This is a genomic window from Bacillus sp. FSL R5-0603, assembly GCF_038050295.1.
Taxonomy (GTDB): domain Bacteria; phylum Bacillota; class Bacilli; order Bacillales; family Bacillaceae; genus Bacillus; species Bacillus subtilis.
Genome location: NZ_JBBOYP010000001.1, coordinates 3,595,732 through 3,613,610 on the forward strand (window position 1 = coordinate 3,595,732; position 17,879 = coordinate 3,613,610).

Genomic DNA, 17,879 nt, shown 5'->3' on the forward strand with positions numbered 1-17,879 from the left:
TTTTTTCTTCCGTTATCTTAAATTTTTCCGATTTCATTTGCTGCTTTATCCATACTTTTATCGTAAGCCTGAATAACCTTCTGATTAGCCTCAAACGATCTGTACGCTTCAGTCATTTCTGTATAGGCGCTTGTCACATCCACGTTTGAAAGCTCTGAGACGCCTTGTTTTAATGAATAGGATACCTGATTGTTTCCGGCAGCGCTTGGCAGATCATTCCCGTCCGCCGTGCTGTACAAATCGTTTCCATCCCGTTTAAGATTTCGGACATCTTCCGCCATTCTGACATCAATCTGGCCGGCTGTGCGTCCGTTCGTTGTCACAGTACCGTTTTCAGACACAGTGAAATTCTCATTATCAACAGTGATTGGCTGGCGATCCGTCGATAAAATAGGGCGTCCGTTGATCGTCAGCTGATTGTTCTCATTTAGTGAAAATGTGCTGCTTTTTGAATAACGGATTCCATCCGCTGTTTGAACCGGATAAAAAAGAGCAGCTTTTTCATTGGTTTCCGCATTCATCGGAACTTGATTTTCGATCAATGCAATGTCTGTAGGCTGGTCTGTGGACTTCAGGCTTCCCTGTGTAAAGAGAGGCTTGAGCTCCTGCATATATACTCCGGTATTCACGGAACCGATTTCCGTCCTTGATGTCCCGGCCGGAGATTTTGATTCTATTCTGCTGAGCAGCATCTCAGGGAACGCGCGCATAGAGCCTTGATCAGCTTTATATCCTGATGTATTTGCGTTAGCAATATTATTTGAAAGCATTTCCGTTCTTCGCTGCTGGGCAATCATTGCGGATGTTGCTGTATATAATCCTTTTAACAAATTTCCCACCTCTAAAAATGGCATTTTTTCCAGTTGTCATATAGGAACATTCGTTCTATAATAAAAACTCAGTATTTTATCCTATTATCGTCATTTAACATCTTTTCGTGAAGGCTTTTCATAAAAAAACCTCATTCTTTTTCAGAATGAGGTTTGTGAAATCAGCTTAGTTTGCGTTTAGGAAGCTTGTCCATATTATCAAGCATGACACCTGTGCCGATGGCTACGCAATCCATAGGATTTTCAGCAACGAGGACCGGTACCTTCAGCTCTTCGGCAAGCAGCTGGTCAAGGCCGTTTAAGAGCGCGCCTCCGCCGGTAATAATAACGCCGCGGTCAATAATATCAGCAGAAAGTTCAGGCGGTGTTCTTTCGAGCACTTGTTTCGCAGCCTGAACAATAACAGCGACAGATTCACGAAGGGCTTCTTCAACTTCTTTACTGTTTACTGTAATTGTTCTTGGAAGACCGGAAACCATGTCCCGTCCGCGAATGGAAATTTCCTCGTGACGTGCGTCTGGGAAAACAGTTGCGACTTTAATCTTAATATCCTCCGCAGTACGTTCGCCGATCAGCAGCTTGTACTCGCGTTTGATATAATTTAAGATTTCCATGTCAAACTTGTCCCCAGCCATTTTAATAGAAGAGGAGGTGACAATATCGCCCATTGAAATAACCGCGATATCCGTCGTCCCGCCTCCGATGTCTACAACCATGTTACCGCTTGGCTGGAATATTTCCATACCCGCGCCGATAGCGGCAACTTTAGGTTCTTCTTCAAGGTACACATGTTTCCCGCCGCTTTTTTCTGCAGCTTCTTTAATTGCTTTTTGCTCAACGGATGTAATATTCGTCGGGCAGCAAATGAGCATGCGCGGCTTTGAGAACAGGCCTTTTACATTCAGCTTGTTAATAAAATGTTTCAGCATTGCTTCTGTTACTTCAAAGTCAGCAATAACTCCGTCTTTCAGCGGGCGAATCGCAACAATATTCCCAGGTGTACGTCCAACCATTCGTCTTGCCTCTTCGCCAACCGCCAGCACTTTGCCGCTGTTTTTATCAAGTGCAACAACGGAAGGTTCATTCAGAACAATTCCTTTACCTTTAACATGGATCAGTACATTTGCAGTACCGAGGTCAATACCAATATCCCTTGCAAACATCTATTTATATCCTCCTTGAAAATCTGTTTCACAGTAAATATCCACATTGTGCCCTAATTATATATATTATCATAAAATATAGAAAAAAAGTTGGAAGCACAATAAGTTCTTTACAAATTTTTGCGGATGTTTTATGAACGATTTCAAGAAGGCAATGCCAGGTGATTACGATTGCTGAACAGGCTCTCCTTCGAGAATTTCATCTTTTTTATATTTGAGCTTTGTCGCTTCTCCTCCTCTTAAATGCCTGATGGATTTATGATAATCGAGTATTTCTTTCACTTCGTTTGCCAAGTCGGGGTTAATTTCAGGCAGACGCTCTGTTAAATCCTTGTGTACTGTACTTTTGGAAACACCAAATTCCTTCGCAATGACACGAACGGTTTTCTTTGTCTCCACGATGTACTTCCCTATCTTGATTGTTCGCTCTTTGATGTAATCGTGCACACCACTCGACCTCCCTAAAATGGATGTGAGAAGTGTGAAATGAGATCCGTATTCTGTAAAGAGTCGTTCATTATGCCGCTTCTTCGTTGTATGGTTTTAAAAGTAAGTTTGTGAAATATGCCCACGATCCCTCACCTCAAACACTCTCTTTGTTAGGTTTGTAACAGTGTATTAGCATTCTTTTGGGAATATGCTAAAAACTCAATAAGGACAAGGGGTGAAACGAACTTTTTCAGATTCATCAAACTATTTCGCGTCACTAAATTTTCATCTTTACAACTATTGATCGCTCCTGTAAAATGAAATAAGCAATTAGTTACTTAGGTAAGTTTTTTAGAAGGAGACCGACATGTCCTACGTCAACAGACACCTCATTCATCAAATCAACCAAAGCGCCCGCCTGATTGCCAAGAAAGCCAATGAACAGCTGGAGCCATTCGGCCTTTATTCATCTCAATGGTCAGTTTTATATTGTTTGCGTACGATCGGACCAATGACTCAAAAAGAGATTTGGTCCTATTTAAATGTGGAAGCGCCGACTGTGACTCGGACGATCAAACGCCTGGAGGAGAACGGCTGGGTTCAGAGACGGCAAGGTGAAGACAAACGGGAAAAACTTGTTGTCCTCACAAAAGAAGCCGAGAAAAAATACGAAGAAATCAATGTGAAAATGCTGAAATTCGAGGAAGAGCTGCTTGCTGATTTCCGGGATGAAGACAAAGAAGCTTTTTCTCATTTATTCCGCATGTTTTTACAACAATGAAAATAAGGAAGTGACATACATTTGAAAAAAGCGGATGCGATATGGACCAAGGATTTCATTATGGTCCTGCTTGTCAATTTATTTGTGTTTGTGTTCTTTTATACATTTTTAACTGTATTGCCGATCTATACACTGCAAGAGCTTGGCGGCACAGAATCACAAGGCGGGCTTTTAATCAGCCTGTTCCTTCTGTCTGCGATCATTACACGGCCTTTCTCCGGAGCCATCGTTGAGCGTTTCGGGAAGAAAAGAATGGCGATTGTATCAATGGCGCTCTTCGCCCTATCATCTTTTCTGTATATGCCGATTCATAACTTTTCCCTGCTGCTCGGATTGCGGTTCTTCCAAGGGATTTGGTTCAGCATTTTAACGACTGTTACAGGTGCAATTGCCGCTGATATTATTCCAGCCAAACGGCGCGGTGAAGGGCTTGGATACTTTGCCATGTCTATGAACCTCGCTATGGCGATCGGGCCTTTCCTTGGCCTGAATTTGATGAGAGTGGTAAGCTTTCCTGTATTCTTTACAGCCTTTGCGCTGTTTATGGTTGCGGGCTTACTTGTTTCGTTCTTGATAAAAGTGCCGCAAAGTAAGGACAGCGGCACGACTGTATTCCGTTTTGCGTTCTCGGATATGTTTGAAAAGGGCGCACTCAAAATTGCGACGGTCGGTTTGTTTATTTCTTTCTGTTATTCAACAGTCACATCATATCTGTCTGTATTCGCCAAATCAGTTGACCTTTCGGATATCAGCGGATATTTCTTTGTTTGCTTTGCGGTGACAATGATGATTGCGCGCCCGTTCACAGGGAAATTGTTCGACAAAGTCGGACCGGGCATTGTCATTTACCCATCAATCCTGATTTTCTCTGTTGGACTCTGCATGCTGTCCTTCACACATAGCGGCTTAATGCTTCTGCTTTCAGGGGCGGTTATCGGTCTTGGCTACGGATCAATCGTTCCTTGCATGCAAACATTGGCGATTCAGAAATCTCCGGCTCACCGCTCCGGTTTTGCAACGGCAACGTTCTTTACCTTCTTTGACAGCGGAATTGCTGTAGGATCGTATGTATTCGGATTGTTTGTAGCATCTGCCGGCTTCTCTGCCATTTATTTAACAGCGGGGCTGTTCGTTTTAATTGCTCTGCTTCTCTATACGTGGAGCCAGAAAAAACCTGCAGAGGCTGAAGGAAAAGTGTCTATTGCAGAATAAATTTCAGGCTGCCGGGAAATCCCGGCAGTCTTTTTTGCATATAAAAAACGGCGTCCCTCTCGGTTGAACGAGAGAACGCCGCTTATAGCAATTATTCAATGACAGGCCGCGCAGGAGAATCAGGATCTAACGAAAAATCATAGGACGCTTCATCACGAAACATCGGATCGGCATAAATGGATTGCTGATCGTTTTTTGTTGCTTTTCGATACGAAGAAAATGAATCATATTCTTTCTTTTTCCACATCCATATGCCGTCTTGATCCGCTTCCTTATGGTACACGTTATGTTTGACCGTATTTCCTTCATTTTCTGTAAAATCGTTTCCGATAAATAATCTGGAATCACCGGCCGTCAATATATTCTTTTCAATTGTGTTGTTTTTCGTATCGTACTGCAGCAGCAGCTGTCCGCCGTACAGTCCCTTTGTGTCATTCCGGTACATAATATTGCGGGCAATCAGAGAATTGCTGGTGCCGCCCCGCTTTTTGTCATATCCTCCGATTGAAATACCGGTGTACGCATTGTTGTACACTTTGTTGTCTGTGATCTGAATGGCATTTGCATACTTTCCTTTGTGTTCAGACGTTGCTTCAATCCCAATATCGTTATCGTAAACTGTGTTGTTCTTAATGTCGATATCGTGTCCTCCATCGACATAAATCCCGCCCGCTGAGTATTCATCTCCATAAGCAGGATTGCCGTAAGTCGAGTTTTGATAAACTGTATTGTTTTCTACGACTCCGTTTCGCACGTAATCGTTTTTATCCGCGGTTCCCTCATAACCAATTAGATCAATCCCGATGTTATTATTGTTGCGGACCACATTGCCTGCAACAGTGAAGCCGTCGATATTACCGTTCAGCACAACTGCTTCACTCGCTCCAAGCGTCAGATTCTCAACTGTATTGTCCTCGATTTGGATGTCTTTCATGCTGCCAGTCCCATAAACTGCGATTCCGTGAGCATTTCCTTCATCCGCAGTTGTCTTAATACCCCGGATGTGATTATCCTTAATGGCGATATGACTGCTGGACCCTGATACATAAATCCCTATAGCAGTTGCTTCCTCAGATGAAACAGAAAGATCTTGAATTGTTAAACCGCTGATGGCAATGTCATGTTTATCGTGAATACGAATAAGCGGTGTTTCATATTCAGCGTCCGCAACGGATTCACCGCTAATCACGACGTTTTCATTTTCATAGTTTCGGAATGTGATAGGCTTTCCGTCCGTACCGCTGTGCTTTACTTCAAGGGTCTCATGATACGTGCCCTCCCGAATCATGACAGTTGTGCCGGCAGCAGCCTTCTCAGATGCGTGTGCCAATGTACGAAACGGCTTTTCTTTTGTTCCTTCATTTTGATCACTGCCATTTGGCGAAACATACAGATAATCCCCAGATCCTTCCTCATTCGCTTTTGTCTTATCATAAACGAAAGCGAGGATGACAGACGTTAAAACACCCGCCAAAAGAACAAAATACCATTTTCTCATTTTCGATTCCCATTTCGTTTTAGAATAGATTCTAAAACCATTATAAATGTTCTATTTATGGAAAACCATTCAAAAATATGAAAATATACCGTCTAAATAGATCTTATTCAGCCTGGCTGACCTGCGCATGTTCAACCGTTTCAATTGCCAATGATACAGGCGGGTGAACACGCATCAGAACAATGTAGAAAAGAAAGGAGATTAGCACACCTACAAACCAAGAAATATCGTATAAGCTTTTCAATGCAGGAACATACATGCCAATCAGCGAAATCAGCGCCCCTAACATTGTGGCTGCAAACGCACGGTAATTGTAGCCCTTCCAATACACATACCTTCCTGTTTCGGAATACAGGTCATCTACCGAGAGCTCACGTTTGCGAATGATAAAATAGTCGGCCATCATCACGCCTGCCACCGGTCCAAGCATGCCGCCTATTAAGCCAAGAAACGCATACACGCTTGTCGCGCTCTCCATCAGCTTCCACGGAACCGTAAATAAAGCGAGCAACGCTGTGATATAACTGCCACGTTTGAAATTGATATATTTCGGCAGGGCATTCGCTATATCATAAGCGGGCGATACGATGTTCGCCGCGACATTTACAGAGATCGTGGCGATGCAGAGCGTGATCACGGACAAGACGATGACATAAGGGTTATCAAACCGCGCCAAAATATCGACAACATCCCAAATCGGCTCTCCGAACGCGACCTGCGAGCCGGAGGTCACCGTAATACTTGCGAATGCGAACAGCGCAAACGTTCCCGGCAAACCGTAAAATTGCCCTTTGATTTGCTCTTTTTGTGTTTCAGCAAACCGTGTAAAATCAGGTATATTTAAGATCAATGTCGCCCAGATGCCGATGATGCCAGTAACTCCGGCAGCAAACGGCCAGAATGTTTCTGAAAACGTATGAAACTTTCCTGGTTGAGAGTATATCGGGCCCAATCCTCCGGCAATATCAACGGCCCACCATACCATGCCGCCAAATACCAGATACACTAAAGGCCCTGCCCACACCTCAAAACGTTTAATCGACTCCATGCCGTGATGCAATACGAGTAAATGAATGGCCCAAAAGAATACAAAGGAAAGCAAACCAGATAAGTGAATGCCGAGAATGTTCCACTCGCCGCCAATTTCTCCCCAGCCCGGCCACATATTCAAAAGCAAAATGTTCAATGCCGTGCTACCCGCAAAGGTCTGGATGCCAAGCCACATGATAGCTGTAAACGCCCTTAGAAGCGCGGGGATATTCGCGCCGTATATCCCGTAAGAAGCCCGAATGATCACGGGAAACGGCAGCCCGTATTTTGTCCCCGCATGGCCGTTTAAGGCAAGAGCGCCAAATAGGATAAGTGATGCCGTAATAATGATCGCCAGCACCTGCCAAGGCGAAAGGCCGATCGCAATTAATCCCCCCACCGTCGCGTAGGTCGGTATGTTATGTATACATCCCATCCAAATGGAGGCAAAGTTCATTGCTTTCCACGTCCGTTTTTCCTGTCCCAAAGGCACCAGATCTTCATTGCTCAGCCTGTTGGATTGCTGCTGACTCTCTTTTACTTTCATAGCCGGCTCCCCTTTCCATATTGTCTATATGTCATCACGTTATGTTTTTTGACATTAGATGTCACTTAATATAACTGAAGAGTCAGACAATAACACTGGCTATGATATACAATTTTCCCGTTTGTATTTGAACAGCTTAAACAAGAAAAAGAGACAGACCTCAGAGCCCGTCTCTTTCTTAAGATGCAGTTTTCATTAATGCAGCAAATCTCACAGCCATTAAAAGGCTTGCTCCGCCCGCTATGATCATAATGATTCCCATCATATCAAAATGGGCTGCCGTGATTTCTTTACCAAAAAGAATGCCAAGGATCACCGAAGACAAAATTGATCCTAGATAACGGCAGGTTTGAAACAGGCCTGAAGTCGTTCCTACCATGTTGGAAGGACTCGTTTTCAGCATCGCTGCCTGAAGCGCGACATTGCCCAGTCCGTAGCCTATACCCAAGAGCGACAGAATGAGCCCTTTACCGATGGTCTGGACATTGATAAAAAAGATGGTTAAGAGCACGGCTCCAGCCGTCATCAAAAGCGCTCCCGCAAAGATCGGCTTGACGACACCAGATCGGTCGATCCATTTGCCGGTTAGAGGTGACACAACGATGCTCATTCCAGACATAAACAGCATAAACAGGCCGCTCGTTTGAACAGAAAGATGCATTTCATCCTGAAAGTAACTTGGCAGACCAAAAAATAAACAATAGAAGAAAACATTCAATAAAATAAACTGAACATACACGGCTGACAGGTTACGTTGTGTTTTAAACAGACGGACATCAATAAACGGCTTATCCGTTTTCAGCTCGCGCCAGACAAACGCACAGAGCAGAAGCAAGCCAAGCACACCTTCAACCGCATGCGGCGACGTGCTGAACGACAGCAAAAAGGATAGAAGGAAAATGATTCCCCCGGCAAATAAAACAATTCCAAGAATGTCGAGCTGCTGAATAATGGTTTTGATTCCTGCTCCTTTTTTCTGATCTTTCGGGAACATATACAGGCCCAATAAGAAGCTGAGGATAATAAACGGCAAATTAACGATAAAGATCGCCGGCCAGCCTCCCCATACAATCAAAAACCCGCCGACTGTCGGCCCCAGCGCCGTCATGGCGGACGCAAAAATAGAGAGTACAGCCAAGGCTGAAGCTTGGCGCTCCTGAATATGATTCCGAATCAAGCCGACACCTGACGGATAAATCGCACTGCTCCCCACCGATTGAAACAGCCGCATGACCAATAATGTCATAAACGTCGGCGCAAACGGCGCCCCGATGGCAGAAACCGCAACAAGAATAAGCCCGAATAAAAACAAGCGTTTCCGCCCAATCAAATCACCGAGCTTTCCCGTTACGGGCTGAGCCACGGCACTCGCCAAGTAAAACGAGGAAATCAGCCAGGAAACCGTTGTAAACGAGAGGTGAAACTCATGCTGGATGCTATGGAGCGCAAGAGAGATCATAGACGAGTTCAGAGGATTCAGCATTGTTCCCGAAGCCACCGCTGTTAAAAAAACAGCCCGGCTTTTTTTCGATAACATCATTTCACTTGTTCCAGAAACTCTTCCGTTGTCCGCGATTTACCGATTCTAGGGAAAATAAAGCGCAGTGTGGCTTCATGCTCTTCATCGCTAAATGTGGACATGGCATCTGTAATAAAAATCTGCTGATAGCCAAGCTGAAATGCCTCCCGTGCTGTGCCTTCCACCCCGATATTCGTTGCGATGCCGCACAATACAATCGTATCAATGCCGCGACGTCTCAGCTGCAAGTCTAAATCAGTGCCAAAAAAAGCACCCCATTGCCGTTTTGTCACAGTATAATCGCCATCCTGCACACCGATTTCCGGAACAAATTCGGCCCAGTCCGCCGGCATTTCCCCTGAACCTCCCTGCGCAGGCTCATCCGTTTGCGGCTTCAGGGCGTCCGCTCCATCATGAAAGGCTACATTTACAAAGCTGATGAACCCGTTATGTTTCCGAAATTTATCTACGAGCTTTTTCGCGTTCGGGACAACCTGGCCGCTTTGATCAATCGGTACAATTCCCTTTTGTAAATCAATGATAACCAGTGCTGTTTTTTGAAAATCAATGTTGAGTGTATTCATCATACGTCTCCTCCTGATACTGTTAGTGTTTCTCACATTGCATATTTTACTCTTCACACTGCCTAAGTTCTTTTATGATGCTTGTGAAATTCTCAGAAGGAGCGTTTTCTCATGATTTTTCTTTTATGTAGTAGTAACAGGTTGTGCATACGAACAAACCGGCAAGCACAGTAATCATAAGGGGCGTCATCGCTTCATCACCTGCCTGCTGTCTATCGGTTCCTGCCTGAAAATGCCCATGAATTTGCGGCGGTCCATCCAAAGCAGGATAAGACACATAACCATTAATATCGTGCTAAGATCCTGCACGCCAATATCAAAACAATAGTTAATCAAGACGATGTTCACAATAATGGGCATAAAAATAACCGCCCCTAATGCAGCCGTTCGCGGAATCAGTAATAAAACAGCTGCCAGGATTTCACCAAAACCTATAAATAGTTCATAGACATGAGAATAACCGAAAAATGTCCACGCGATCGTAAACCCCTTCCCGGCAGCCGCCTCGATTTCAGGCGTCACCTCGCCAAACTGGCCAATCACCACTTTCGCCAGACCGTACACGAAAAAATTAAAGGCTAAAAACAATCGGAACGTCGCGGGAATCGACTTGCGTAACGCTCTCCTCAGCCTGCCGCCTTTATTCATCATACATCCCCCTCAGTGTATTATTTGATATAGTACACTTAATACAGTATAGAGTATTCTAATTAATGTCAATTCCCTTTTCTGCTCATATGAATAGCTTCTTTTATAGATATAAAGTCTTATATCGTAAAAAATGCCGTTCTCCTTTCTTTCCGTCCCTCGATAACATTCCTTAAAAACCATGTCAGGAAATCTTACATGAAAATGTTTTATCATTCTTTTTTCTCTATAATGAAGAAATATAATAATTGCTTTTTATTCTGAAAGATACGGAGGAATGAGACATGCAAATGGGCGATACAGTTTTTATGTTCTTTTGCGCTTTACTCGTGTGGCTGATGACCCCGGGATTAGCGTTATTTTATGGAGGAATGGTAAAGAGCAAAAATGTGCTGAGCACTGCCATGCACAGTTTCTCTTCCATTGCCATCGTTTCCATCGTTTGGGTGCTGTTCGGATATACACTTGCCTTCGCACCAGGCAATTCAATCATCGGCGGACTGGAGTGGGCCGGCCTCAAAGGGGTCGGATTTGATCCGGGAGATTACAGCGATACCATCCCCCACTCGTTATTTATGATGTTCCAAATGACGTTCGCCGTTCTGACTACAGCGATTATTTCCGGGGCCTTCGCAGAGCGGATGCGATTCGGCGCTTTTCTTTTATTCTCGGTTTTATGGGCCTCTTTGGTTTACACACCCGTAGCGCACTGGGTATGGGGCGGCGGCTGGATCGGCCAGCTTGGGGCGCTCGATTTTGCTGGCGGCAATGTTGTTCATATTTCCTCCGGTGTGGCAGGACTTGTTCTTGCCATTGTGCTCGGCAAACGGAAAGACGGTACAGCGTCTTCTCCGCATAACCTCATTTACACCTTCTTAGGAGGAGCTTTGATTTGGTTCGGCTGGTTCGGCTTTAACGTCGGCAGCGCTTTGACTTTAGATGGTGTAGCCATGTACGCCTTCATCAACACAAACACCGCGGCTGCAGCCGGGATCGCCGGCTGGATCTTAGTAGAATGGATCATTAACAAAAAACCGACAATGCTCGGAGCGGTATCTGGCGCAATCGCCGGGCTTGTCGCCATTACGCCGGCTGCCGGATTTGTCACACCGTTCGCTTCTATTATTATCGGCATCATCGGCGGAGCTGTTTGTTTCTGGGGAGTATTCTCGCTTAAAAAGAAATTCGGATACGACGACGCGCTTGACGCCTTTGGCCTGCACGGGATCGGCGGCACATGGGGCGGAATCGCAACAGGATTATTCGCAACAACCTCTGTTAACTCAGCGGGCGCAGATGGGTTATTTTACGGTGATGCAAGCTTAATCTGGAAACAAATCGTCGCCATCGCCGCCACTTATGTTTTTGTATTTATTGTCACTTTCGTTATTATTAAATTTGTAAGCCTCTTCCTTCCCCTTCGCGCAACTGAAGAAGAAGAGTCACTTGGGCTTGACTTAACGATGCACGGGGAAAAAGCATATCAAGATTCTATGTGAGGAGTGACGCTATGAGCGGTCAAATGTTCAAGGTAGAAATTGTAACGCGTCCGGCAAATTTTGAAAAGCTGAAGCAGGAACTCGGAAAAATCGGAGTGACCTCTCTGACTTTCTCCAATGTACACGGCTGCGGCCTTCAAAAAGCACATACGGAGCTCTATCGAGGGGTAAAAATAGAAAGCAATGTATACGAGCGTTTAAAAATAGAAATCGTGGTCAGCAAGGTTCCTGTTGATCAAGTGACAGAGACCGCTAAAAGGGTGCTGAAAACGGGATCACCGGGTGACGGTAAAATATTTGTCTATGAAATCAGCAATACGATCAACATCCGCACAGGCGAAGAAGGACCTGAAGCACTTTAATATCGGTACGAGATTCGGACACTCCGGATCTCTTTTTTTGTGCACAGAATCCCCCCAGAAACCGCGATTCCTCTTCGAATTCTCTTCAAGCGCCGTTATTTCAGACAATCTCTATTTTTATTTGAAACTTTTCATGAGTAAGATTAGTCTACTAAATATAAAAATGTAAAAGGTGATTATTTGAACTACGAAATTTTTAAAGCAATCCATGGACTATCTCATCACAATTCAGTTCTCGATTCCATTATGGTCTTCATCACGGAATATGCCATTGTCGCCTATGCCCTTATCCTATTGGCAATCTGGCTGTTTGGGAACACACAAAGCAGAAAACATGTGCTATACGCAGGCATCACAGGAATTGCAGGCCTTGTGATCAACTATTTGATTACGCTTGTTTATTTCGAACCGCGCCCGTTCGTTGCGCATACAGTGCATACACTGATTCCGCATGCTGCGGATGCTTCATTTCCAAGTGACCACACGACAGGTGCATTAGCGATTTCTATTGCGATGCTTTTCAGAAACCGCAAAATCGGCTGGCCGCTTGTCATTTTTGGGCTTTTGACAGGCTTTTCGAGAATTTGGGTGGGACATCACTATCCGGTAGATGTATTGGGCAGCCTCGTTGTCGCCATCATTATCGGGTTCCTTTTCTTTAGATTTTCAGATCTGCTTCGCCCGTTCGTCGATTTGATCGTGAGGATCTATGAAGCCATCATCAATAAACTGACGAAAAAACCAACCGATCAAAATTTCTAAGAAAGACAAAAGCCGGCGTCTGAAATCAAGACAGCCGGCTTTAATATTTCTCATACATCTCTTGTTTTCTTCGCTTCGCCAACACATATAAACCATAAAACAACCCAATTCCAACAGCATCGATGAGCACATCCCGGATACAACCATTCCTGCTGAAGAAGAGCTGAAGAACTTCTGTGAAAAAAGCAAATGCGAACGAGCCGGCTGCAGCTGATCTTATGCTGCCCCGCTGTTTCCACAGCAAATATGTCAGCACAAAGAAGGAAAACGCATGTCCGATTTTTTGAATAAACGCTTCAGGTACAGTAAGCTCAGTAAAATCCATAACTAAAAATTGAGACAGATGAGGGTGCGGCTGAAAATGAAAAGCCACCGTTTGCGATACGACCATGCCGCTGAAGCTTTCCGTACAGACAGAAAGCAGGATAAAAAAGATCCAGCCTGCGAGCAATAGGCGGTTCATGACATAACCTCCTTTATAACGTACGTGTTTACATGTAACTACATAGACGGTAAAACAAAGCAAAAAGTAACAGAAAAAAACGCCCATCACAAGGATAGACGTTTTCTTCATTAAGACTGTTCAGTGTCTTCTGTTGTGCTGCTTTCTTTGGAACCAGATTTGTCAGTTGAATCATCCTTTTTCTCACCGGATTTTTCTTCTGTTCCTTTTTCAGTTGATCCGTCCTTTTTCTCGGAAGATTGCTGAATGGATTCTTCTGTTTCTTGGGTGGCAGCTTTTTCTTCAGCAGCTGCTGCTTTTTCAATAGAAGAAACTGGTTTGTCCATAAAGTTTAACGGATTCAATGCGACCCCGTCTTTACGGATTTCAAAGTGCACGTGGTTTCCGCTGTCTTCACTGTAAAGGTTCTTGCCAGATTTTCCGATCACTTGATTTTGTTTTACTTTGTCACCTTGCTCCACACTTACTTCGGAAAGAGATTGATACACAGTCGATAAACCGTCTGCATGTTCTACTTCCACAACATATCCCAGCACTGGATCTTTTTCAGCTTTAACAACCGTACCGCTCAGAGAAGCAGAAACATCGAAATCTTTTCCGTCTTTCTCAGCTAAGTCAATTCCTTTGCTTAGGCTGTACGTGTTATTATAGGTAACGAGTGCTGCTTCTTTCTCTTCTTTTGCGGCATCGGTTTCATAGAACTTTTTCACAACAGAAACGTTTTCAGAATCAACAACCGGCATTGCGACATTTTCCATTGACTTTCCTACTTCAACTGCATCGTCGTTGTTGTCATATGCGGAGTTTCCGCCGTTATCAGCCAACTGATCCTTTACCTCATCATTTGATACTGATTGATACCAAAGGACAGCTGTTAAAATGACGGCCGCACTGACTAAGTAAATTGCAGGGAACACCCAGCGTTTACGAAAAAACTGCTGAAGTTTTTTGACTTGAGAAGTTTTCTTTTCTTCCTCTCTCATTGTTTCATCACCTCAGCAACATTCTGAACACTTTTCTGAAAATATATACAACCTATCCAAAAAAACTTTTTTAGATGTAGTTTGCACAGACTGAACGAAAATATGTATTTTTTTGAGAGGAGTGCCAAAAACATATGAACATGACATTGCGTCTTGCTGAAAATAAAGATCTGGAGGCTGTTGTGGCGATTTATAATTCAACGATTGCTTCTCGAATGGTAACAGCCGATACCGAACCGGTAACTCCTGAAGATCGGATGGAATGGTTTTTGGGACATACAGAGTCACGCCCGCTCTATGTTGCCGAGGACGAAAACGGAAACGTCGCTGCCTGGATCAGCTTTGAAACATTTTATGGAAGGCCAGCCTATAATAAAACGGCGGAGGTCAGCATATACATTGACGAAGCATGCCGCGGTAAAGGTGTTGGATCATATTTGCTTCAAGAAGCGCTCCGCATTGCGCCGGATCTTGGCATCCGCTCACTTATGGCCTTCATTTTCGGGCATAATAAACCAAGCCTGAAGCTGTTTGAAAAGCACGGGTTTGCAGAATGGGGATTATTCCCCGGCATCGCCGAAATGGACGGGAAAAGATACGATTTAAAAATTTTAGGGAGAGAGCTTTCATGATTAGTCTGGATAAAGATGAAAACGAAATTGAAAATCATAATGAAGAAAATAGCCTTGTTGAACAGGAGACTGCACCTGTTGAACAGGAGACCCGCCAGCTGAGCGCCTCTGCTGTCAAGTCGCTATCCGACATTGCCAAGTGGGGCAAAATTTCTGGCATCTTGTTAATCATTATGGGATCGCTGGTCACTCTGACCGCCTTGATGACAGTGATTGGCGCCATCCCGGGCGTACTGCTCATTATTTCAGGCGTATTTTTGATGCGCTCAGCAAAAGCAGCCGCGGAAGCCGACGGAACTCTTACCGGCGCCGCGGGTGAAAGCATGCTTGAGAACTATGGAACGTTTATTAAAATGCAGCTGTTTTACGCAGCATCCAGTATCGCCATGGGCCTGATTGGCATCATTTTGGCCATTTTCGTGCTGGTGGTAATCGGCATTGCTGCTTTTGAGAACACGCCTTCGTATGATGATCCGGATTCCTATTATTATGAGGATGATCCGGTGTTTGAATAATGATGAGACAGGACAGGGCATGAGTTCCATATAAACGGAACCATGCCTATTTTATTTGACTATTCAAAGCAGGCCGGCGTAAACACCAAATCCTGAAGCAAGCATACAATAGACATCTCTAGTAAAGGAAATCAACAAAGCAACGCTGTTACCCAGAAATGAATATCAAAAAAACGGATGAAGTCCGAATCAATCCGAAACCGCACTTTTTATTTCGGGTGTCTGCATGCAAAAAAACACACCCGGATCGTCTGGAAAATCTCAACAATCCGGGTGCAGCTCTTCTTTAATACATTTTTTTGCGTCTGTCTTCCTCAGTCAAAAATTCAACAAAACTCCGCATCGCAAAAGGCTCTTCCTTTATTTGTCGTGCGTAAGAGCTTTTCCGCTCTTCTGAAAGGATTTCGCTTTTTTTGATCCTGTTCAGCATATAGATGTGAACTGTTTTTTGGATTTGTTTATGCTGATAGCCTGCCTCTTTAAAAAATGCGAGCCCGAGCGCCGCCAAAAGGGCGAATATGCCTGCGCTGATCAGGGACTCCCTGTCAGCTGAAGCATGAAATAGAAAAGCAGCTAAATTAAAGAGAGAGAATGCAGCAAGCGGAATAGCAAGAAAACGGTAAATGACGGTTTTTTTCATGAAAGGCTGTACGGCCTTTTGAATTTTTTGCATTTCTGTTTTGACGAACCCCGGCATTTGTTCGACTCTGTAAAAGTTCATATAATCCTCCCCCTTTATTTGATGTTTCAAGCTTCACGAACGTTATCATATGTGTTTATTTTAACGCAGGTGCAAGCTGGTTTTAAAGAAATCTGCCCGTATTTTTCACGAAGAATCTGGATCGCCGCTCTTTATTCTTTTAAAATGTGAGTGTTATAATTTGTAATGGGAATCAGATCACTGTTATTCATGGAATACTAATGGCAATCTTCTTGATAAATATGAATGAGCGGGGTTACAAAGTGAGTATTTCTTCCATCCTTTTATCACTTTTTTTCATTTTAAATATTCTTTTGGCCATCATTGTCATCTTCAAAGAACGGCGCGATGCCAGTGCATCTTGGGCGTGGCTGCTTGTTCTTTTCTTTATTCCCGTTTTAGGCTTTATTTTATACTTATTATTCGGCCATAATCTCAGACGCAAGCATTTGTTTCAATGGGAAGACCGGAAAAAGATTGGAATTGAAAGGCTGCTGAAGCATCAGCTTGAAGATTTAGAAACCAAGCAATTCCAGTTTAACAACCGGGCAACCTTTGATAACAAAGATTTAATTTATATGCTGATTATGAATAACCATGCTGTGTTTACAGAGGATAATTCAGTTGACGTCATTACAGATGGACGGGATAAATTTCAGCGGCTGCTGAGTGACATTTCAAAGGCTAAGGATCATATCCATTTACAGTATTATATTTATAAAGGCGATGAATTAGGCAAAAAATTGCGGGACGCTCTCATCCAAAAGGCGAAAGAAGGTGTTCAGGTCAGAGTGCTTTATGATGAACTCGGGTCCAGAACGCTGAGAAAAAAGTTTTTTAAAGAGCTTCGCGAGGCTGGCGGGCATGTGGAGGTCTTTTTCCCGTCAAAGCTCAGGCCGATTAACCTGCGGCTGAATTACCGGAACCATCGAAAGCTTGTGATCATAGACGGTATGACCGGTTATGTCGGAGGCTTTAACGTCGGAGATGAGTATCTAGGGCTTAATCCAAAATTCGGTTATTGGCGGGATACGCATATCCGGCTGCAAGGAACGGCCGTGCACGCCATCCAAACACGGTTCATCCTTGACTGGAACCAAGCTTCTCATCACCATACGCTGACATATATTCCAAATCACTTTCCTGATTACGGCCCAAAAGGCAACGTCGGGATGCAGATTGTCACAAGCGGCCCTGATTCGGAATGGGAACAAATTAAAAATGGCTACATCAAAATGATTTCAAACGCCAAGCGTTCCATTTTGATACAAACACCTTATTTTATCCCAGATGCAAGCCTGCTGGATGCTTTAAGGATCGCTTGCCTTTCGGGCATTGACGTTAACATTATGATTCCGAACAAGCCCGATCACGCCTTTGTATACTGGGCGACACTTTCGTATATCGGCGATCTGCTGAAAGCCGGAGCCACTGTCTATATTTACGATAACGGCTTTATTCACGCGAAAACCATCGTGGTGGATGACGAAATCGCGTCAGTCGGCACAGCCAACATTGATGTCCGAAGCTTCAGGCTGAATTTTGAGGTTAATGCATTTATATACGATATCACCATTGCTAAAAAACTGGTTTCAACTTTTAAAGAAGATTTGCTAGTATCCAGAAAATTCACCTATGAGGAGTATCTGCAGCGCCCGTTGTGGATTCGAATAAAAGAATCCGTCTCGCGGCTGTTGTCGCCGATCTTATAAGATGCGCCAAA

General features: G+C 44.1%; 21 protein-coding genes. 9 read left to right on the forward strand and 12 right to left on the reverse strand.

Going from position 1 to position 17,879, the window contains the following annotated elements:
• Positions 1 to 17: 17 nt before the first annotated feature.
• The 4 genes from flhO to NYE56_RS18485 form a co-directional block, all read right to left on the reverse strand.
• A complete protein-coding gene (gene flhO, locus NYE56_RS18470; protein WP_015251036.1) occupies positions 18 to 830 on the reverse strand; it encodes a flagellar hook-basal body complex protein FlhO in 813 nt (270 codons plus the stop codon).
• Between the two features lie 161 nt (positions 831 to 991).
• Complete coding sequence (gene mbl, locus NYE56_RS18475; protein ID WP_003227776.1) at positions 992 to 1,993, reverse strand: cell shape-determining protein Mbl; 1,002 nt, start codon at positions 1,991 to 1,993, stop codon at positions 992 to 994.
• A 165-nt stretch (positions 1,994 to 2,158) separates the two neighbouring features.
• Positions 2,159 to 2,440, reverse strand: a complete 282-nt coding sequence (spoIIID, locus tag NYE56_RS18480; protein ID WP_003221804.1) for a sporulation transcriptional regulator SpoIIID — start codon at positions 2,438 to 2,440, stop codon at positions 2,159 to 2,161.
• Between the two features lie 14 nt (positions 2,441 to 2,454).
• Positions 2,455 to 2,565, reverse strand: coding sequence for a protein usd (locus NYE56_RS18485; RefSeq protein ID WP_010886628.1), 111 nt, complete (start codon positions 2,563 to 2,565; stop codon positions 2,455 to 2,457).
• A gap of 224 nt (positions 2,566 to 2,789) precedes the next feature.
• Between NYE56_RS18485 and NYE56_RS18490 the strand changes: the two genes are divergently transcribed.
• Together NYE56_RS18490 and NYE56_RS18495 are read left to right on the forward strand one after the other, a co-directional pair.
• Positions 2,790 to 3,203, forward strand: a complete 414-nt coding sequence (locus NYE56_RS18490) for a MarR family winged helix-turn-helix transcriptional regulator (RefSeq protein WP_003227771.1) — start codon at positions 2,790 to 2,792, stop codon at positions 3,201 to 3,203.
• Positions 3,204 to 3,224: 21 nt separating this feature from the next.
• Entirely contained in the window at positions 3,225 to 4,415 is a 1,191-nt protein-coding gene (locus NYE56_RS18495; RefSeq protein WP_003227769.1) for an MFS transporter, read from the forward strand.
• 91 nt (positions 4,416 to 4,506) lie between these two features.
• Here the strand turns inward: NYE56_RS18495 and NYE56_RS18500 are convergent, their stop codons facing one another.
• The 5 genes from NYE56_RS18500 to NYE56_RS18520 all read right to left on the reverse strand — a co-directional run bounded on the left by NYE56_RS18500 (position 4,507) and on the right by NYE56_RS18520 (position 10,243).
• On the reverse strand, positions 4,507 to 5,913 hold the full coding sequence (locus NYE56_RS18500; RefSeq protein ID WP_341284232.1) for a right-handed parallel beta-helix repeat-containing protein: 1,407 nt from the start codon (positions 5,911 to 5,913) through the stop codon (positions 4,507 to 4,509).
• A 103-nt stretch (positions 5,914 to 6,016) separates the two neighbouring features.
• Positions 6,017 to 7,489: an allantoin permease gene (gene pucI / locus NYE56_RS18505; RefSeq protein ID WP_268555929.1), complete on the reverse strand. Its 1,473-nt coding sequence runs from the start codon at positions 7,487 to 7,489 to the stop codon at positions 6,017 to 6,019.
• Between the two features lie 178 nt (positions 7,490 to 7,667).
• Complete coding sequence (locus tag NYE56_RS18510; RefSeq protein WP_268556099.1) at positions 7,668 to 9,026, reverse strand: MFS transporter; 1,359 nt, start codon at positions 9,024 to 9,026, stop codon at positions 7,668 to 7,670.
• Positions 9,026 to 9,595 carry an isochorismatase family protein gene (locus tag NYE56_RS18515; protein WP_268555930.1) on the reverse strand — a complete coding sequence of 190 codons (570 nt, stop codon included), beginning with the start codon at positions 9,593 to 9,595 and terminating at the stop codon, positions 9,026 to 9,028. Before NYE56_RS18515 ends, NYE56_RS18510 begins: the two co-directional genes overlap by 1 nt.
• 183 nt (positions 9,596 to 9,778) lie before the next feature.
• Positions 9,779 to 10,243, reverse strand: a complete 465-nt coding sequence (locus NYE56_RS18520) for a hypothetical protein (protein WP_108029075.1) — start codon at positions 10,241 to 10,243, stop codon at positions 9,779 to 9,781.
• Positions 10,244 to 10,524: 281 nt separating this feature from the next.
• Between NYE56_RS18520 and amtB the strand changes: the two genes are divergently transcribed.
• The 3 genes from amtB (at position 10,525) to bcrC (ending at position 12,863) form a co-directional block, all read left to right on the forward strand.
• A complete protein-coding gene (gene amtB, locus NYE56_RS18525) occupies positions 10,525 to 11,739 on the forward strand; it encodes an ammonium transporter AmtB (protein WP_015251031.1) in 1,215 nt (404 codons plus the stop codon).
• A gap of 11 nt (positions 11,740 to 11,750) precedes the next feature.
• Positions 11,751 to 12,101, forward strand: coding sequence for a P-II family nitrogen regulator (locus NYE56_RS18530; RefSeq protein ID WP_003221829.1), 351 nt, complete (start codon positions 11,751 to 11,753; stop codon positions 12,099 to 12,101).
• Between the two features lie 180 nt (positions 12,102 to 12,281).
• Positions 12,282 to 12,863: an undecaprenyl-diphosphate phosphatase BcrC gene (gene bcrC, locus NYE56_RS18535; RefSeq protein ID WP_015714854.1), complete on the forward strand. Its 582-nt coding sequence runs from the start codon at positions 12,282 to 12,284 to the stop codon at positions 12,861 to 12,863.
• 40 nt (positions 12,864 to 12,903) lie between these two features.
• Here bcrC and NYE56_RS18540 read toward each other — a convergent pair whose 3' ends face one another.
• A complete protein-coding gene (locus NYE56_RS18540) occupies positions 12,904 to 13,326 on the reverse strand; it encodes a VanZ family protein (RefSeq protein WP_268555932.1) in 423 nt (140 codons plus the stop codon).
• Between the two features lie 110 nt (positions 13,327 to 13,436).
• Positions 13,437 to 14,309 carry a stage II sporulation protein spoIIQ gene (spoIIQ, locus tag NYE56_RS18545; RefSeq protein WP_341284233.1) on the reverse strand — a complete coding sequence of 291 codons (873 nt, stop codon included), beginning with the start codon at positions 14,307 to 14,309 and terminating at the stop codon, positions 13,437 to 13,439.
• Between the two features lie 140 nt (positions 14,310 to 14,449).
• On the opposite strand from spoIIQ, the gene NYE56_RS18550 reads away from it, so the two are divergent.
• From NYE56_RS18550 to NYE56_RS18560, 3 genes are all read left to right on the forward strand, one after another.
• On the forward strand, positions 14,450 to 14,941 hold the full coding sequence (locus NYE56_RS18550; RefSeq protein WP_326209253.1) for a GNAT family N-acetyltransferase: 492 nt from the start codon (positions 14,450 to 14,452) through the stop codon (positions 14,939 to 14,941).
• Positions 14,938 to 15,456, forward strand: a complete 519-nt coding sequence (locus NYE56_RS18555; protein ID WP_341284234.1) for a DUF5362 family protein — start codon at positions 14,938 to 14,940, stop codon at positions 15,454 to 15,456. Before NYE56_RS18550 ends, NYE56_RS18555 begins: the two co-directional genes overlap by 4 nt.
• A gap of 158 nt (positions 15,457 to 15,614) precedes the next feature.
• A complete protein-coding gene (locus tag NYE56_RS18560) occupies positions 15,615 to 15,746 on the forward strand; it encodes a hypothetical protein (protein WP_069704036.1) in 132 nt (43 codons plus the stop codon).
• Here the strand turns inward: NYE56_RS18560 and NYE56_RS18565 are convergent.
• Positions 15,743 to 16,177, reverse strand: coding sequence for a YwnF family protein (locus NYE56_RS18565; protein ID WP_341284235.1), 435 nt, complete (start codon positions 16,175 to 16,177; stop codon positions 15,743 to 15,745). The two genes, NYE56_RS18560 and NYE56_RS18565, sit on opposite strands and share 4 nt — an antisense overlap.
• A 242-nt stretch (positions 16,178 to 16,419) precedes the next feature.
• Between NYE56_RS18565 and cls the strand changes: the two genes are divergently transcribed.
• Positions 16,420 to 17,868 carry a cardiolipin synthase gene (gene cls, locus NYE56_RS18570; RefSeq protein ID WP_003243311.1) on the forward strand — a complete coding sequence of 483 codons (1,449 nt, stop codon included), beginning with the start codon at positions 16,420 to 16,422 and terminating at the stop codon, positions 17,866 to 17,868.
• Positions 17,869 to 17,879: the final 11 nt, after the last annotated feature.